The 15,845-nt window shown below is 70.9% G+C and carries 13 protein-coding genes and 1 tRNA gene; 11 read left to right on the forward strand and 3 right to left on the reverse strand.

The window, feature by feature from the left end; genetic code table 11:
* Nucleotides 1-401 precede the first annotated feature (401 nt).
* Entirely contained in the window at nt 402-665 is a 264-nt protein-coding gene (locus tag IGS67_RS14525; RefSeq protein ID WP_407925825.1) for a DnaB-like helicase C-terminal domain-containing protein, read from the reverse strand.
* Nucleotides 666-685: 20 nt separating this feature from the next.
* Between IGS67_RS14525 and IGS67_RS11925 the strand changes: the two genes are divergently transcribed.
* From IGS67_RS11925 to IGS67_RS11940, 4 genes are all read left to right on the forward strand, one after another.
* Nucleotides 686-771, forward strand: a tRNA-Val gene (locus IGS67_RS11925).
* A 470-nt stretch (nt 772-1,241) separates the two neighbouring features.
* Complete coding sequence (locus tag IGS67_RS11930) at nt 1,242-1,433, forward strand: hypothetical protein (RefSeq protein WP_328742593.1); 192 nt, start codon at nt 1,242-1,244, stop codon at nt 1,431-1,433.
* A 34-nt stretch (nt 1,434-1,467) separates the two neighbouring features.
* Nucleotides 1,468-2,445, forward strand: a complete 978-nt coding sequence (locus IGS67_RS11935; RefSeq protein WP_192281340.1) for an LLM class flavin-dependent oxidoreductase — start codon at nt 1,468-1,470, stop codon at nt 2,443-2,445.
* Between the two features lie 54 nt (nt 2,446-2,499).
* Nucleotides 2,500-3,369 (forward strand): hypothetical protein, encoded by an 870-nt coding sequence (locus IGS67_RS11940; protein ID WP_192281342.1) that lies wholly within the window; start codon nt 2,500-2,502, stop codon nt 3,367-3,369.
* An 88-nt stretch (nt 3,370-3,457) separates the two neighbouring features.
* Here the strand turns inward: IGS67_RS11940 and pdxY are convergent, their stop codons facing one another.
* Nucleotides 3,458-4,309, reverse strand: a complete 852-nt coding sequence (gene pdxY, locus IGS67_RS11945; RefSeq protein ID WP_192281344.1) for a pyridoxal kinase PdxY — start codon at nt 4,307-4,309, stop codon at nt 3,458-3,460.
* Between the two features lie 156 nt (nt 4,310-4,465).
* Between pdxY and IGS67_RS11950 the strand changes: the two genes are divergently transcribed.
* The 4 genes from IGS67_RS11950 (at nt 4,466) to IGS67_RS11965 (ending at nt 8,884) form a co-directional block, all read left to right on the forward strand.
* Entirely contained in the window at nt 4,466-7,237 is a 2,772-nt protein-coding gene (locus IGS67_RS11950) for a cation-translocating P-type ATPase (RefSeq protein ID WP_192281346.1), read from the forward strand.
* 40 nt (nt 7,238-7,277) lie between these two features.
* Complete coding sequence (locus IGS67_RS11955) at nt 7,278-7,640, forward strand: ArsR/SmtB family transcription factor (RefSeq protein ID WP_192281348.1); 363 nt, start codon at nt 7,278-7,280, stop codon at nt 7,638-7,640.
* Nucleotide 7,641: 1 nt separating this feature from the next.
* Nucleotides 7,642-8,571, forward strand: coding sequence for a cation diffusion facilitator family transporter (locus tag IGS67_RS11960; RefSeq protein WP_192281351.1), 930 nt, complete (start codon nt 7,642-7,644; stop codon nt 8,569-8,571).
* A 73-nt stretch (nt 8,572-8,644) separates the two neighbouring features.
* Nucleotides 8,645-8,884 carry a glutaredoxin family protein gene (locus IGS67_RS11965; protein ID WP_102508335.1) on the forward strand — a complete coding sequence of 80 codons (240 nt, stop codon included), beginning with the start codon at nt 8,645-8,647 and terminating at the stop codon, nt 8,882-8,884.
* A 145-nt stretch (nt 8,885-9,029) separates the two neighbouring features.
* On the opposite strand, the gene IGS67_RS11970 is transcribed toward IGS67_RS11965, so the two are convergent.
* Nucleotides 9,030-10,016, reverse strand: a complete 987-nt coding sequence (locus IGS67_RS11970; protein ID WP_192281354.1) for a diaminopimelate dehydrogenase — start codon at nt 10,014-10,016, stop codon at nt 9,030-9,032.
* A 198-nt stretch (nt 10,017-10,214) separates the two neighbouring features.
* Between IGS67_RS11970 and IGS67_RS11975 the strand changes: the two genes are divergently transcribed.
* The 3 genes from IGS67_RS11975 to IGS67_RS11985 all read left to right on the forward strand — a co-directional run bounded on the left by IGS67_RS11975 (nt 10,215) and on the right by IGS67_RS11985 (nt 15,841).
* Nucleotides 10,215-12,407 (forward strand): NTP transferase domain-containing protein, encoded by a 2,193-nt coding sequence (locus IGS67_RS11975; RefSeq protein WP_192281357.1) that lies wholly within the window; start codon nt 10,215-10,217, stop codon nt 12,405-12,407.
* Nucleotides 12,408-12,463: 56 nt separating this feature from the next.
* Nucleotides 12,464-14,878, forward strand: a complete 2,415-nt coding sequence (locus IGS67_RS11980; protein WP_192281360.1) for a GH36-type glycosyl hydrolase domain-containing protein — start codon at nt 12,464-12,466, stop codon at nt 14,876-14,878.
* 111 nt (nt 14,879-14,989) lie between these two features.
* On the forward strand, nt 14,990-15,841 hold the full coding sequence (locus IGS67_RS11985; protein ID WP_192281363.1) for an SDR family NAD(P)-dependent oxidoreductase: 852 nt from the start codon (nt 14,990-14,992) through the stop codon (nt 15,839-15,841).
* Nucleotides 15,842-15,845: the final 4 nt, after the last annotated feature.

Below are 15,845 nucleotides of genomic sequence, written 5' to 3' on the forward strand. Positions count from 1 at the left end.
TCGACGATGGTCATGACGCTTCCCCACGCATGTGGGCGTTCCGGCATGCGCGCTTGGCGCCGGGGGCGAGGTGCGTCAGCTTGCAGTACGGGCACGTCCGCTTCATGACGTAGCAGTCGCGGCACTCGTTGGGGGACTGGCATGGGTCAGGGCAGGTGTCGTTCATGGCTTCTCCTCGAGGACGATGCGGCGACTCTCGCAGTCAGCGGCGATGAGCCTGCGGATGTACGTGGACACGGGGACGGGGCCGCGTGCGAGGTCGACCATGCGACGTCCGTCTTCGGTGAGGCGGACGTGGATGAATATCGTTCGCGGGGTTGATCCGTCGGGGGTGCGTGCCACTCCGGGAGTGTGAGGTGGGGGGTATTACGTGTCACGGAATCGGATTCCGTGACACGGATTCAGGCGGCCATGTCGACGATCCGCGAGTAGTGCATCTGATGCGCCAGCGTCACGGTTCCCGTCCCGCCGTTGCGTTGCTTCGCGATGATGAAGTCGATCTCGCCCGCGCGTGAGGACTCGTTGTCGACGGCGTCTGGTCGGTGCAGGAGCACGACGGCGCATCCGCCGCGATCACCCTGGACGTGTACGCGGGACTGTTCGAGCAGGAGCTCGAGACGGTGTCGGCGCGGATGAGCGCGTACATCGGCGAGCAGCGTCACCACACAGAGAGCACACAAAGCCAGGTCTCGTGGCGCTGACCTGCGCAGACGCACCCCAGGCGCCACGCTTACACCGTGGACGTCGGGGGTTCGAGTCCCTCCGGGCCCACCCAAGTCCCGTGACGTGCTCCGCGGCCGCTACGTTCGTGGGATGGACTACTTCGCAGGTGACGAGCGCAGCAGCTACGAGCGGATGATGGCCGGTGACTTCTAAGTCGCTGATGATCCACGGATCGGCGAGGCGGTCGCGCAGGCTTCCGAGGCGATCCACCATTACGCGGAGCTGAGCCGCACGGACCCGGCCGCGGCACGCGCGGTTCTCGCGGGGTTGCTCGGCTCGCTCGGTGCGGAGTCGCGCATCCGCGCGCCGTTCGTCGTCGACCTGGGCGTCAACGTCCACGTCGAGGCGCGGACGTTCGTCAACTACAACCTCGTCGCGCTCGACGTCGCCCCGATCCGTCTCGGTGACGACGTGCTCGTCGCCCGAACGTCCAGCTGCTCACGCCCGTCCACCCGCTGCAGCCGACGCCGCGCCGCGACTAGCTCGAGAGCGCGCTGCCCATCACGATCGGCGACAACGTGTGGCTCGGCGGCGGGGTCGTCGTGTGCCCGGGCGTGACGATCGGCGAGAACACCGTCGTCGGGGCGGGTTCGGTCGTCACGCGCGACCTGCCCGCGGGCGTGCTCGCGGTGGGCAACCCGGCGCGCGTCGTGCGGGAGCTCACCGACGACGATTTCGACGCTCGGCGCGGGCCGCGCGGGCGGGCGTGAGGAACATCGCGGCCCTCGTCGGGGTTGACCTCGCATGACGCTCTTCTCGATGCTCGACCTTGCGACGTCCGCCCCGGGTCGGACGGTGCGCGAGGCTCTCCTGGACATCGTCCCTGCCGCTCGCGCGGCCGAGGCGGCCGGCTACCACCGCGTCTGGTACGCGGAGCACCACAACATGCGCGGCGTCGCGTCGTCTGCGACGTCCGTGCTCGTCGGGCACGTCGCGGCGCACACCTCGTCGATCCGGGTCGGGGCGGGTGGCGTCATGCTGCCGAACCATTCGCCGCTCGCGATCGCCGAGCAGTTCGGCACGCTCGCCGAGCTCTACCCGGGCCGGATCGACCTGGGGCTCGGGCGTGCGCCGGGGGGTGATCTCGCGATGCTTGCGGCCCTGCGGCGTCGGCCGGAGGACTCCGAGCGGTTCCCGACGGACGTCGTCGAGCTCGCGTCGTACCTCGGTGACGGGCTGCCCGCCGAGGCTGTCAACGCGTACCCGGGCCGCGGCACGAACGTGCCGCTCTACATCCTCGGGTCCTCGCTCTTCGGCGCGAAGCTTGCCGCTCAGCTCGGGCTGCCGTACGCGTTCGCGTCACACTTCGCGCCCGACGCGCTCGAAGCGGCGCTCGCCACCTACCGGCAGGACTTCCGCCCGTCGGCGTCGTGCCCCGAGCCGTACGCGATCGTCGCGGCGAACGTCGTCGCCGCCGACGACGCGGACGACGCGGCGCGCACGTTCCGCGCCGTCCTGCGGGAGCGGGTGAGGCGTTTCGTGCTGAGGCCGGGCGTCGAACTCTCCGACGCGGACGTCGAGTCGATCCTCGACGGCCCGCACGGCGAGCGCATCCACCACATGATGTCGGTGAGCGCGGTCGGGACGGTCGCGGACGTCCGCGACCACCTCGGGGCGCTCGTCGAGCGCACGGGCGCGGACGAGCTCATCGTCGCCCACCAGGTGCCGGACCTCGCGGCGCGGGTCCGCAGCATCGAGCTGCTCGCGGAGGCGCTCGCCTGAGACGGGGTCCCTCTCAGGTCGCGGGCGTGAGCAGGCCCACCTAACATCGCGCGCATGTCCGACATGAACTCGCTCCTGAAGTGCCTCGCCCCTGGGCCGACCCGGTCGGTCCTCGTGCGTGCCGTCGCACTGCCTGCCCTCGTGGTTGCGCTTGTCGGCGGTTGCGCGGCGGGCCCGGCCGCGGAAGGCGTGAGCGCCTCGTCGACGGTCGCCGCGAGCACCGCGGCCGAGGGAGGCGTGTCTCTCCCGGAGGGCTCTGGGCCGACGCAGGACGTACCTGCGGGGCCGGTGATGCCCGCAAGCTGTTCATCGATCGCGATGGTCGAGGGCGCCCGCATCGCCGCCGCAGACTTCGCGCAGTGTCTCGAGGACTTCGCGCGGGCTGCCCGCACGGGCACACGCACCATCAAGGTGACGGCTGACTCCGAGCCTGGGCACTACCAGTGGCTTCATGCCGACGACGGCACGTACGGGATGGTCACGGGCGGTGACTCGCTCATCGTCATCACCCCGACGGACGCGTGGATGCGCGTCGGCGGCAAGGTGGTCAAGGCAGATCCCAACGGCGACAGCGAAGCGATGTGGGTGGCCGACATGACGGACCAATCGCGTCGGATGTTCCAGCCCGACTTCTACAACAACATCCTCGGGCTCTCGTCCGAGTGGGTCGTCGAGGGGCGGGAGGAGGTCGAGGTCGCGGGTGGCACAGCGCGCTCGCTGTGGCGCATCGTGTCCGCGACCCCGATCGAGCTCGTCAAGGGCTTCGCGACCGAGGTCACCTACTACACGGAGGTCCCGGGTCCGACCGCCAAGATCGTCACGACGGACGGCACGGCGGTCTCCGAGGTGATCTACGAGGACTGGGGCGAGCCGATCGACACCGACGCGATCGAAGAGATCATCGGGAAGGCCATCACCGGCTGAGGCCCGCCAGGACCGGGAACCCGACGACCGTGAGGGGCCGTGCACGCCATCTGCGTGCACGGCCCCTCACGGTGGGACCCGGTGGGGTTCAGCGCACCTGGCGGACCTCGAACTGCAGCTGCGGGTGCGCGTAGAACTCCTGCGCGGCGACGAGCTCGAGCTCGCGGCGTCCGGACTCGTGCGTCGTGCGGAGCAGGTCGAACACCGACGACGTCGTGCGGGCGAGCGCCTCGGCGGCGTTGCGTGTGCGCACGTAGTACGCGGTGAAGAGCGCTGCCGTGACGTCGCCCGAGCCGTTGGCCTTGAGCGGCAGGTACGGGGTCGTCACGAGCCACGCACCCTCGGGCGTGACGGCGAGCATCTCGATCGTGCCGGGCTCCCGGTCGGGACGCTCGACGCTCGTCACGAGGACGACCGACGGGCCCATCGCGCGCGCGAGGTCGGCCGACTCGAGCGTCGAGGCGAGCGTGTCGGGCTCCGTGCCGGTGAGGAACCCGAGCTCGAACTGGTTGGGCGTGATGATGTCCGCCGCGGGCACGACGCGGTCGCGCAGCAGCACGGGGATCGCGGGGGCGACGAAGCAGCCGCTCTTCGCGTTGCCCATGACGGGGTCGCACGCGTAGAGCGCGGCCGGGTTGGCGGCCTTGACGCGGGCGACCGCGTCGAGGATGACGTCGGCGATGCCTTCGCCGCCCTGGTAGCCCGAGAGGATCGCGTCGGTGTCGGCGAACGCGCCGCGCTCCTCGATGCCCGTGACGACGTCGCGGACGTCGGCCGGGTCGATGAGCGGTCCGCGCCACGCGCCGTAGCCCGTGTGGTTGGAGAAGTTCACGGTGTGGACGGGCATGACCTCGACGCCGATGCGCTGCAGCGGGAACACCGCCGCGGAGTTGCCGACGTGGCCGTACGCGACGGAGGACTGGATGGAGAGGATCTTCACCCCGGAAGGGTACGACCCCGGGGGCCCGCCCCGCCGGGACGGTCGGCCCGTGGAACCGCCCCGCCTGCGTCGCGGGGTGTCCGAGAGGCGTGCGACGTGCGTCGATGGGACCCAAGGACGTGGCGGTCGGCCCGTGCTCGGGTGACGATGGACACCATGGACGACGCCACGCAGTCAGCGCACGCGCAGCCGGACCCGTCGCAGCCCGGCGCTGCGCTCCCCGACGGGTCGCCGGGGGAGCGTGCCGGGCACGTCCCGTGGGCGCAGTCCACGGGGCAGGTCCTCGCGGAGCTCGGCACGGGCCCGGACGGACTCACGGCCGACGACGCGGCACGGCTGCTCGCGCAGCACGGAGCGAACCGTCTGCCCCCGCCCGAGCGTGACCCGCTGTGGAAGAGGATCCTCGTCCACTTCGACGACGTGCTCATCTACGTCCTCCTCGTCGCGGCGGTCCTCAAGGCGGTCGTCGGTGACTGGGTCGACTTCGCGGTGGTCCTTGCCGTGGCGGTCATCAACGCGGGCATTGGCTTCGTCCAGGAGGGCAAGGCGGAGTCGGCGCTCGCGTCGTTGCGCACGATGCTCTCGACGCACGCGGAGGCACTGCGCGGCGGGCAGTGGTCGAAGATCGACGCGGACGACCTCGTGCCGGGTGACATCGTGCGCGTGCGGGCGGGTGACCGCGTGCCGGCCGACGTGCGGGTGCTCGACGCGACGAACCTCCGCATCGAGGAGTCGGCGCTCACGGGCGAGTCGGTGCCCGCGGAGAAGCATCCGGGCGCGGTCGAGCCCGACGCGGGCGTGGGCGACCGGACGAGCATGATGTTCTCGAGCACGCTCGTCGCGGCCGGTCAGGGGTCGGGGGTCGTCGTCGCGACGGGCCAGCACACCGAGATCGGTCGGATCCAGACGATGATGTCCGAGGTGACGGACGTCAAGACGCCCCTCACGCGCCAGCTCGACCGTTTCGGCAAGGTCATCGCGGTGGCGATCCTGGGGCTCGGCGCGTTCATGGTGCTCGTCGGGAGGCTCGTCCACGATCAGCCGGTCGACGAGCTGCTCTCGGCGGGGATCGGTTTCGCGGTCGCTGCGGTTCCGGAGGGCCTGCCGGCGCTCGTGACGATCACGCTCGCGCTCGGGGTGCAGCAGATGGCGCGGCGCCGCGCGATCACGCGCAAGCTGCCGGCGGTCGAGACGCTCGGGTCGGTGACGACGATCTGCTCGGACAAGACGGGGACGCTCACGCGCAACGAGATGACGGCGCGCACCGTGCTCACGGCGGACCTCACGGTCGACGTCGAGGGGCTCGGCTACGCGCCCGAGGGCCGGCTCACGGCCGGTGACGCCGAGGTGGTGCGCGGTGAGCACGTGGCGTTCGACGCGCTCACGGACGTCATGGCGCTGTGCAACGACGCGCGCGTCGAGCAGGGCGACGACGGCCGCTGGGGCCTCGTCGGCGAGCCGACCGAGGGCGCTCTCGCGGTGCTCGGGCTCAAGGCTGGCGCGGCGTCGGGGGAGTGGGAGCGGCTCGCTGTGCTGCCGTTCGAGTCGGCGACAAAGTACATGGCGACCCTCGACCGGCGCGGGGAGGAGTCGACGGTCATCCACATCAAGGGCGCTCCTGACCGTGTGCTCGAGCGCTGCTCGGCGCAGACGTCGGCGACGGGCGGCCGGGAGCCGCTCGACCGCGACCTGTGGCTCGAGCGGATCGACGAGCTCGGGTCGCGCGGTCTGCGTGTGCTCGCTGCGGCGCGCAAGCCTGCGGAGCCGGGGGCGACGACGGTCGCCGCGGACGATGTCGCGGACGGGCTCGAGCTGTGCGGGCTCGTCGGGATCGTCGACCCGCCCCGGCCCGAGGCGATCGAGGCGATCGCGGAGTGTCACGCGGCGGGGATCGGCGTGAAGATGATCACGGGCGACCACGCGGGCACGGCGTTCGCGATCGCGCAGGAGATGGGGATCGCTCGGCCGGGTGCGCGGGTGCTCACGGGCGCCGAGCTCGAGGAGCTGACGACGTCCGAGCTCCGCAAGGTCGTGCGGGACGTCGACGTCTACGCGCGCACGAGCCCCGAGCACAAGATCCGCATCGTCGCGGCGCTCCAGTCGCACGGCGAGATCGTCGCGATGACGGGTGACGGCGTCAACGACGCGCCCGCGCTCACGCAGGCGGACGTGGGTGTGGCGATGGGTATCAAGGGCACCGAGGTGACGAAGGACGCCGCGGAGGTCGTGCTCGCGGACGACAACTTCGCGACGATCGAGCGCGCGGTCGAGGAGGGACGACGGATCTACGACAACATCCGCAAGTCCGTGCTGTTCCTCCTGCCGACCAACGGCGCGCAGTCGCTCGTCGTGCTCGTCGCGGTGCTCGCGGGGCTCACGATGCCGCTGCTGCCGGTCCAGGTGCTGTGGATCAACATGATCACGGCGGTGACGCTGTCGCTCGCGCTCGCGTACGAGCAGGCGGAGCCGGGCATCATGCGACGGCCTCCGCGCGACTCGCGGAGCGGGATCCTCGATGCTGCGGCGGTCAACAAGATCGTCGTCGCGTCGCTCGCGATCGGTGCTGCGGCGCTCGGTGTGTTCATGTGGCTCGAGCGGGCGGGGGAGCCGCTCGCGGTCGCGCGGACGACGGCCGTGACGACGCTCGCGCTCGCGCAGCTCGCGTACCTCTTCAGCTGTCGGTTCCTCGACCGGTCGAGCCTCACGCTGGCCGTGCTCCGGGGCAACCGGGTGCTGTGGCTCTCGGCGGGGGCGCTGCTCGTGCTTCAGATGGTGTTCGTCTATGCGCCGTTCATGCACGTGTGGTTCTCGTCGGCGTCGATCGGTGCGGCGCACTGGGGTGTCGCGGTGGCGGTGTCGGTGGGTGTGCTGCTCGTCGTCGAGCTCGCGAAGGTCGTGAGCCGGGGCCTGACGAGAAAGCGGCACTGACGCACTGGCATTCATCGTCGCGCGCCGATAGGATCGCTGCATGACGATGAATCTCGCGGGCGTGGAGGTCGATGCCGCGGCGACGGCCACGTACGCCCACCTCTTCGACGCGCTCTCCGACCCCACCCGCCTCGCGATCCTCCAGCACCTCGCGACGGGCGAGCACCGCGTGCGCGACCTCGTCGAGCACCTCGGCCTCGCGCAGTCGACCGTGAGCGCGCACCTCGCGTGCCTCAAGGAGTGCGGGCTCGTCGCGGCCCGGCCCGAGGGCCGCTCGACGGTCCTCAGCCTCGCCGCACCCGCACCCCTCGCCGCACTCCTCCGGGCGACCGAGGACCTCCTCGGCGCGACGGGTGCACGCGTGAGCCTGTGCAGCCACCTCGTGCGACCGGAGGCGAGCTGACATGAGCCACGGGCACGACCACAGCCACGTGGGCGACCCCGCGGCGCCCGGGCACCGCCGCCGCATCGCGATCGCCCTCGGGGTCACGGCGACGATCCTCGTCGCCCAGGCCGTCGGGGCTCTCCTCACGGGCAGCCTCGCGCTCCTCACCGACACCGCCCACATGCTCACGGACGCCGGCGGGCTCGCGGTCGCGCTCGTCGCCGCGACGCTCATGGCGCGCCCTCCCACCGAGCGGCTCACCTGGGGCTTCCGGCGCGTCGAGGTCCTCGCCGCGCTCACGCAGGCGGCGGTGCTCCTTGCGGTCGGCGTCTACGCGGCCGTCGAGGGCGTCCGACGCCTCTGGACGCCGCCCGAGATCGCACCAACCGAGCTCCTCGTCTTCGGCGTCGTCGGGCTCGTCGGCAACATCGTCGCGATCGCGGTGCTCGCGTCGGGCCGCGACGCGAACCTCAACATGCGCGCCGCGTTCCTCGAGGTCGTCAACGACGCGCTCGGCTCCGTGGGCGTCATCGTCGCCGCGATCGTCATCCGCACGACGGGCTGGCTCCAGGCGGACGCTCTCGCGGGCCTGCTCATCGCGGCGCTCATCGTGCCACGCGCCGTGACGATCCTCCGCGAGGCCGGCGGCATCCTCCTCGAGCAGACCCCGCGCGGCCTCGACCTCGGCGAGGTGCGAGAACACATGCTCGGTGTCGACCATGTCGTCGACGTCCACGACCTCCATGCGTCGACCGTCGCGACCGGGCTGCCCGTCATCTCGGCGCACGTCGTCGTCGACGACGAGTGCTTCCGGACCGGCCACGCGCCGGAGATCCTCCAGCGCCTCGCCGAGTGCGTCGCGACGCACTTCCCCGTCGCGCTCGAGCACTCGACGTTCCAGATCGAGACGGCCGAGCACGCCGCCCAGGAGACCCATCGGCACGGCTGACGCGTCGGCCGACGTACCGTGGAGGGAAACGCGTGCCCGCACGGGTGCGCACCTGAGACCGGAGGAGGACCCCATGGCCGGGACCATCACCATGTACGGCGCCGACTGGTGCGGCGACTGCACGCGCGCCAAGGCGCTGCTCGACCGCGAGGGCGTCGCGTACACGTACGTCGACGTCGAGGCCGACGAGGCCGCGCGCGAGCGCGCGATCGAGATCGCCGGGCGTCAGAACATCCCCGTCATCGTCTTCGATGACGGTTCGCACCTCGTCGAGCCGTCGAACCCCGAGCTGCTCGCCAAGGTGCGCGGCTGAGTCGAGCGTGACGCCCGCGGCGCGCGTGCGCCGCGCCGGGGCGACGTCCACGGTGTCAGCGTGGCGCTCGCAGACCCGGCCCGACAGATCCACGGCGGCCCCTCGACAGAGGGGCCGCCGTGCGTCTCCGCCGGAAGGGCTGGACTCAGAGCAGGTCGCGCCGGAGGTCGGCGGCCGAGCGCGGCGAGAGCAGCGCGGGCGGCACGTCGAGGAGCGTCACCGCGCCCGTCTCGCCGCGCGCCTGGAGCCGCGCGACCGCGCGCGCCGAGGCGACGAGGACGGCCGCGGTGAGCTCGGGGTTCGACTCGAGCCGGAGCGAGTACTCGACGACCTGGCGCGTCCCCGCGGAGGTCTCGGCGGCGCGGATGACGAAGCCGCCGTGGGGCATGCCGGCGTGGTTGCGGGCGAGCTCGTCGGCGTCGACGAACGTCACGGTCGTGTCGTAGTCGGCGAAGTAGTCGGGCATCGTGACGATCGCCTCGCGCACGGCGGCGCCGTCCGCGCCCGGCTCGAGGACGACGAAGCACTCGCGCGTGTGCTTCTCGCGCGTCGTGAGCGTCGGGCGCGCACCCGAGCGCACGGCGTCGACGGCGGCCGGCACGGGGTGCGTGTACTGGACGCCGGCCGCGACGCCCGGCACGCGCCGGATCGCGTCGGAGTGGCCCTGCGAGAGGCCGCGGCCCCAGAACGTGTAGGTGTCGCCATCGGGCAGGAGCGCCTCGCCGTAGAGGCGGTTGATCGAGAAGAGCCCCGGGTCCCACCCCGCCGAGATCAGCGCGACGTTGCCGCCCGCGCGCGCCGCGGCGTCGACGCGCTCGAAGTGCTCGGGGATGCGCGCGTGCGTGTCGAACGAGTCGACGACGGGCAGGAAGCGCGCGATCGCGGGCGTCTGCTCGGGCAGGTCGCTGCGGGAACCGCCGCAGCAGATCGCGACGTCGATGCCGTCGGCGTCGCTCTCGAGCGCGTCGAGAGGCCGGACTCTCGCGCCGGGGGTGACGGGGGTGACTGCGGCGGGGTCGCGCCGTGTGTAGATGCCGACGAGCTCGGCGTCGGCGGTCTTGAGGAGCGCGGCCTCGACGCCGCGGCCGAGGTTGCCGTGGCCGACGATCGCGATGCGCAGGGGGCTGGTCATGGGGAGTCCGTCCGTGCTCGGGGAAGGTTCGGTAGGTCACGCTACCGGTCTGCGCGATCCTGGTGCCGCGTGTCGCGCAGCAGGTCTGTGCTCCGACGACAAAGACTGTTAGGCTTCCTAACAAAGACCGGCCGTCGGCCGCCGAAGGTCGCTGACATTTCTGATGTCCCAGGCCGAGCACGGGAAGCGAGACCAACGATGCACAAGCCCAACCCGAACGCGGCGCCGTCCGGCGGTGCCTCAGCCGTCGTCCTCGCTGCGGGTGCCGACGACGAGTCCCGTGCGCTCCTCACGAGCACGCTCGGCGACGCGACCGTCGTCGAACTGGCCCTCGCCAACGTGCGCGCAGTGCTCCCCGCCGACCGCATCGTCGTCGTCGTCGCCCAGGGCGACACCGAGATCCGCGCACTCCTCGGCGACGACCTCACCTACGTCGAGCAGGACGCCCCCCTCGGCACCGGCCACGCGCTCACGTGCGCGCGGGCTGCGATCCCCGCCGACACCTCGGCGCTCCTCGTCGCCTACGCCGACACCCCGCTCCTGCGCCCCGAGTCGCTCCGCGGCCTGCTCAACCGCCACGACCTGCTCGGGGCCGACCTCGCGCTCCTCACGGCCGTCGTCGAGAAGCCGCTGCCGTACGGGCGCGTCACGCGCGACGCCTCCGGCCAGATCACCGGCATCGTCGAGCGCTCCGACCTCACCCCGTCGACCGACGACGCCCTCGAGATCAACGTCGGTGCCTACGCGGCCGCCCCCTCGACGATCCTCGCCGAGGTCGACGCGCTCGCCGGCGCGGGGGAGCACCGCCTCACGGTCGCCGTCCGACGCCTCATCGACGACGGAGCCAAGGTCGTCACCTACAAGATCGTCGACACGGACGAGGTCCAGGGCATCAACTCCCGCGACGAGCTCGACGCTGCCGCCGACATCGTCCTGCGCCGCCTCTTCATGCCACGCAAGAACACCGACACACACATCGTCTTCGGTACGGGCGGCTGGCGCGCGGTCATCGGCGAGGGCTACACGCTCGGCAACGTCCGCAAGCTCTGCCAGGCCATCGCGAACGAGGCGACCCGCAAGGGCATCGACCACCTCGGCGTCGTCATCGGCGGCGACCGCCGCTTCCTCTCGCGCGAGTCGGCCGAGGCCGCCGCGGAGGTCTTCGCCGGCAACAACATCCCCGTGACCCTCCTGCCGGACGACGTCCCCACCCCGCTCGTGACATTCGCCGCGCCCTACCTCGGCGCCGCGTACGGCATCATCATCACGAGCTCGCACAACCCGCCCGAGTGGAACGGCATGAAGGTCTTCCGCGCGGACGGCTCCCTGCCGCTCGATGACGAGACCGACCGCTTCCAGGACGAGGCCAATGCGTTGCGCGCCGCCGAGGTCATCACCCTCGACCTCGACCTCGCCCGCAGGGCCGGCGTCGTCGTCGACCGCACCCTCACGGAGCCGTACGTCGACGCGATCGAGGAGATCATCGACATCGACGCCGTCCGCGGCTCGGGCCTGCGCGTCGTCGTCGACCCCATGTACGGCACGTCGCAGCTGACGCTCGGCACGATCCTCACCGACATGCGCGTGCGCGCCGAGTTCATCCACGCGACCCACAACCCGCTCTTCGGCGGTGTCGCCCCCGCCCCGGACCTCGAGCGGCTTTCGGCGCTCATCCAGATGATCAAGAACGGCGACGGTCGCTACGACCTCGGCATGGCGACCGACGGCGACTCCGACCGCATCGGCATCGTCGACGAGACCGGCGAGTACATCTCGACGAACGACCTCCTGCTGCTCCTCTACTGGTACCTCCACGAGGTCCGCGGAGAGAAGGGCGGCGTCGTCCGGAACATCGCGACGACCCACCTGCTCGACCGCCTCGCCGCGCACTTCGGCGAGAAGTCGTTCGAGTGCAAGGTCGGCTTCAAGCACGTCATCGCGGGCATGGAGGAGATCGGCGCCGTCCTCGGCGGCGAGTCCTCGGGCGGCCTCACCATCCGCGGCTGGATCCTCGGCAAGGACGGCATCTTCGCGTGCGCTCTCGTCGCCGAGATGCTCGCCCGCACGGGCAAGCGCATCTCCGAGCTGCGCGAGATGATCTACGAGATCACGGGACGCCTCCACACCGAGGAAGCGGGCGTTCCCGCAACCCCGGACATGCGCATCGCCGTCCCGCGCCGCCTCGCAGCCGCGCCCCTCACGCACGTCGGCGCGTACCCCGTCGTCGGGATCGACCACACCGACGGCACGAAGATCCTCCTCGAGAACGACAACTGGGCACTCCTGCGGTTCTCGGGGACCGAGCCCGTCCTGCGGATGTTCGTCGAGGCGGACACCCCCGAGAAGGCCACCGAGCTCATGGACTGGCTCAAGGGTTTCGTCACCGCCTGACCGGCACGTCCCACCACTGACCACAGACCACCCCTCACGAAGGACCATCACCCACGATGAAGTACGGCCACTTCGACACTGCCGTCGACGAATACGTGATCGAGCGCCCGGACGTCCCGGTCTCCTGGACCAACTACCTCGGCTCGAAGAACCTCTGCACGGTGCTCTCGCACAACGGCGGGGGCTACTCGTACTACAAGAGCTCGCAGCAGGGTCGCATCACACGCTTCCGTCCGAACAGCGTGCCCCTCGACCGCCCCGGTCACTACGTCTACCTCCGGGACGACGCTGACGGTGACTTCTGGTCCGTCTCGTGGCAGCCGGTCGGCAAGCCGCTCGAGGGCGAAGGCGCAGCCAGCTACACGACGCGGCACGGGCTCGGCTACTCGACGTTCGAGGCGTCGTACAAGGGGATCGATGCGTCGCAGACGATCTTCATCCCCGTCGACGACGACGTCGAGATCTGGGACACGACCGTGACGAACGCGTCCGATGTCGAGCGGACGCTCACGGTCGGCTCGTACGTGGAGTTCTCGTTCCACACGATCACGATCGACAACCAGAACCTCCAGATGTCGCTGTACTCGTCGGGCACGTCCTACGAGGACGGCATCATCGAGTACGACTTCTACTACGAGCCGTGGACCTATCACTTCTTCGCGTCGTCGGAGGAGCCCAGCTCGTACGACTCGCTGCGCGAGAACTTCATCGGCCCGTACCGTGACGAGGCGAACCCCATCGCCATCGAGCGGGGTGAGGGGTCGAACACGAGCGCGACGACGCAGAACCACTGCGGCGCGCTGCTCCACAAGGTCACGCTCGCGCCAGGCGAGAGCAAGCGACTCGTCTTCATGCTCGGCTACGGCTCGCGCGACGTGGCCGGCCGCGCCATGAAGGCCAAGTACTCGATCCCCGCGAACGTCGACGCCGAGCGTGCCCGCTTGCGGGCCTTCTGGCGCGCCAAGCAGGACAAGCTGCAGATCCGTACGCCCCACGAGGGCATGAACACGATGATCAACTCCTGGACGCTGCTCCAGGCGGAGACGTGCGTGCAGTGGTCGCGCTTCGCGTCGTTCGTCGAGGTCGGCGGGCGTGCCGGGCTCGGCTACCGCGACACGGCGCAGGACGTCATGAGCGTCATCCACTCCAACCCGACGAAGACGCTCCAGCGCATCGTCGAGCTGCTCCGCGCGCAGGTGTCCTCGGGCTACGGGCTCCACCTCTTCGACCCGGAGGCGTTCAACCCGGACGCCGAGCCGCTCCCCGACGTCCCGTCGCCGACGATCGTCCCGCGCGGCAATGCGGCCGACCTCATCCACGGCCTCGAGGACACGTGCTCGGACGACCACCTGTGGCTCGTGCCGTCGGTCGTCGAGTACGTCAAGGAGACGGGCGACCTCGCGTTCCTCGACCGCGTCATCCCCTTCGCGGACGGGCCCGAGGCCACCGTGTACGAGCATCTCGTTGCGGCGCTCGACTTCTCGTCGAAGCAGATCGGCGCGAACGGCGTCGCCCTCGGCCTGCGCGCCGACTGGAACGACTGCCTCAACCTCGGCGGCGGCGAGACGTCGCTCGTGACGTTCCTCCACGCGTGGGCCATCGGCGCGTTCCTCGAGATCGCCCGCCCGCTCGGGCGCACGGCCGACGTCGAGCGCTTCGAGGCCGAGCGCGAGCGCATCGCCAAGGTTGCCGACACCCAGCTGTGGGACGGCGAGTGGTGGATCCGCGGCTACACGCGCGACGGCGTGAAGATCGGCTCGAAGGAGAACGAGGAGGGCAAGATCTTCCTCGAGCACCAGGCGTGGCCCGTCATCGCCGGCATCACCTCCCAGGAGCGCGGCATCACGTCGATGAACTCCGTGACGAAGCTCCTCGGCTCCGAGTACGGCTCGCACCTCAACTGGCCCGCGTTCACGAAGGTCGACGACACGGTCGGCTTCGTCACGCGCGTCTACCCGGGCATCAAGGAGAACGCGGCGATCTTCTCGCACCCGAACGCCTGGCCGATCATCGCCGAGGCGCTGCTCGGGCGCGGTGACGAGGCGGTTGCGCTCTACGACGCGATCCTCCCGTACAACCAGAACGAGAACATCGAGGTCCGTGGCGCCGAGCCGTACGCCTACGTCCAGTTCATCTACGGCCGCGACCACGAGTGGTTCGGCAAGGCCCAGAACCCGTGGCTCACGGGGACGGCCGGCTGGATGTACACGGCGGCCACGAAGTACATCCTCGGTGTGCGCCTCACGCTCGACGGCCTCGTCGTCTCCCCGTCGATCCCGAAGGACTGGGACGGCTTCGAGGTGACGCGTCAGTGGCGCGACGCGACGTACGAGATCGTCGTGACGAACCCGAACCACGTGAGCTCGGGCGTCGCCTCGATCACGGTCGACGGTGTCGACCTGGACCCGACGGCAGCGATCCCGGCCGCTCCGGCTGGCTCGGTCGTCAAGGTCGAGGTCGTCCTCGGCTAACGTTCCACCGACGCCCGGTCCGGCGCACCCCGCGGTGCGTCGGGCCGGGCGTCGTCGTTCGTGCCGTCGTGCCTGGCCGCACGGCGCTCGACGGTGGGGGAGGATGTCGCCATGAGACTCGACCTCACGGGCACGTCGGTGCTCGTCACGGGTGGCGCCCTCGGCATGGGCCGCCTCTACGCCGAGCGGGCGCTGCGCGAGGGCGCCGCGCACGTCGACCTGTGGGACCGCGATGCGGGACGGCTCGCGTCGACGGCCGCCGAGCTCGCGGCGTCCGCCCCGGGCGCGCACGTGTCGACGACCCTCGTCGACATGGGCGACGTGTCCGCTGTCGTGGCGGCCGCGGAGACGCACCTCGCGGAGCGCGGGGCGCCTCACGTCGTCATCAACAACGCCGGCGTCGTGCGGGGTGCGCTGTTCTGGGAGCACGACGTCGATCGTGACGTCGTCGGCACGATGGCGATCAACGCGGTCGGGCCCATGGTGCTCGTGCGCACCCTCCTGCCCGCGATGCTCGCCGACGGTGCCGATCGTCGGATCCTCAACGTCGCGTCGGCCGCGGCGACCCTCGCGAACCCGCGGATGAGCGTGTACGCGGCCTCGAAGTGGGCGCTGCTCGGCTGGTCCGACTCGCTGCGGCTCGAGCTCGAGCGCACGGGCAACGGGCATGTGCGCGTGACGACGTTCTGCCCGTCCTACATCTCGACCGGTATGTTCGAGGGCGCGAAGAGTCCGTTGCTCACGCCGCTCATGACGCCCGAGGTCGCGGTCGACCGTGCGTGGCGCGCGATGCTCGCGGGGCGCGCGCAGCGGCTCACCCCGTGGACGGTTGGGCTCGGGAAAACGGTGCGCGGGCTGCTGCCGCTCGCCGCGTGGGACGTCGTCGCGGACAGGGTTTTCAAGGTCTACGGGTCGATGGACGACTTCCGAGGCCGCGCATCCGCTCCTGCGGGAAGGGACTGAGAAG

Origin of the sequence: Flavimobilis rhizosphaerae, assembly GCF_014852685.1 — a bacterium.
Taxonomy (GTDB): Bacteria; Actinomycetota; Actinomycetes; order Actinomycetales; family Cellulomonadaceae; genus Flavimobilis; species Flavimobilis rhizosphaerae.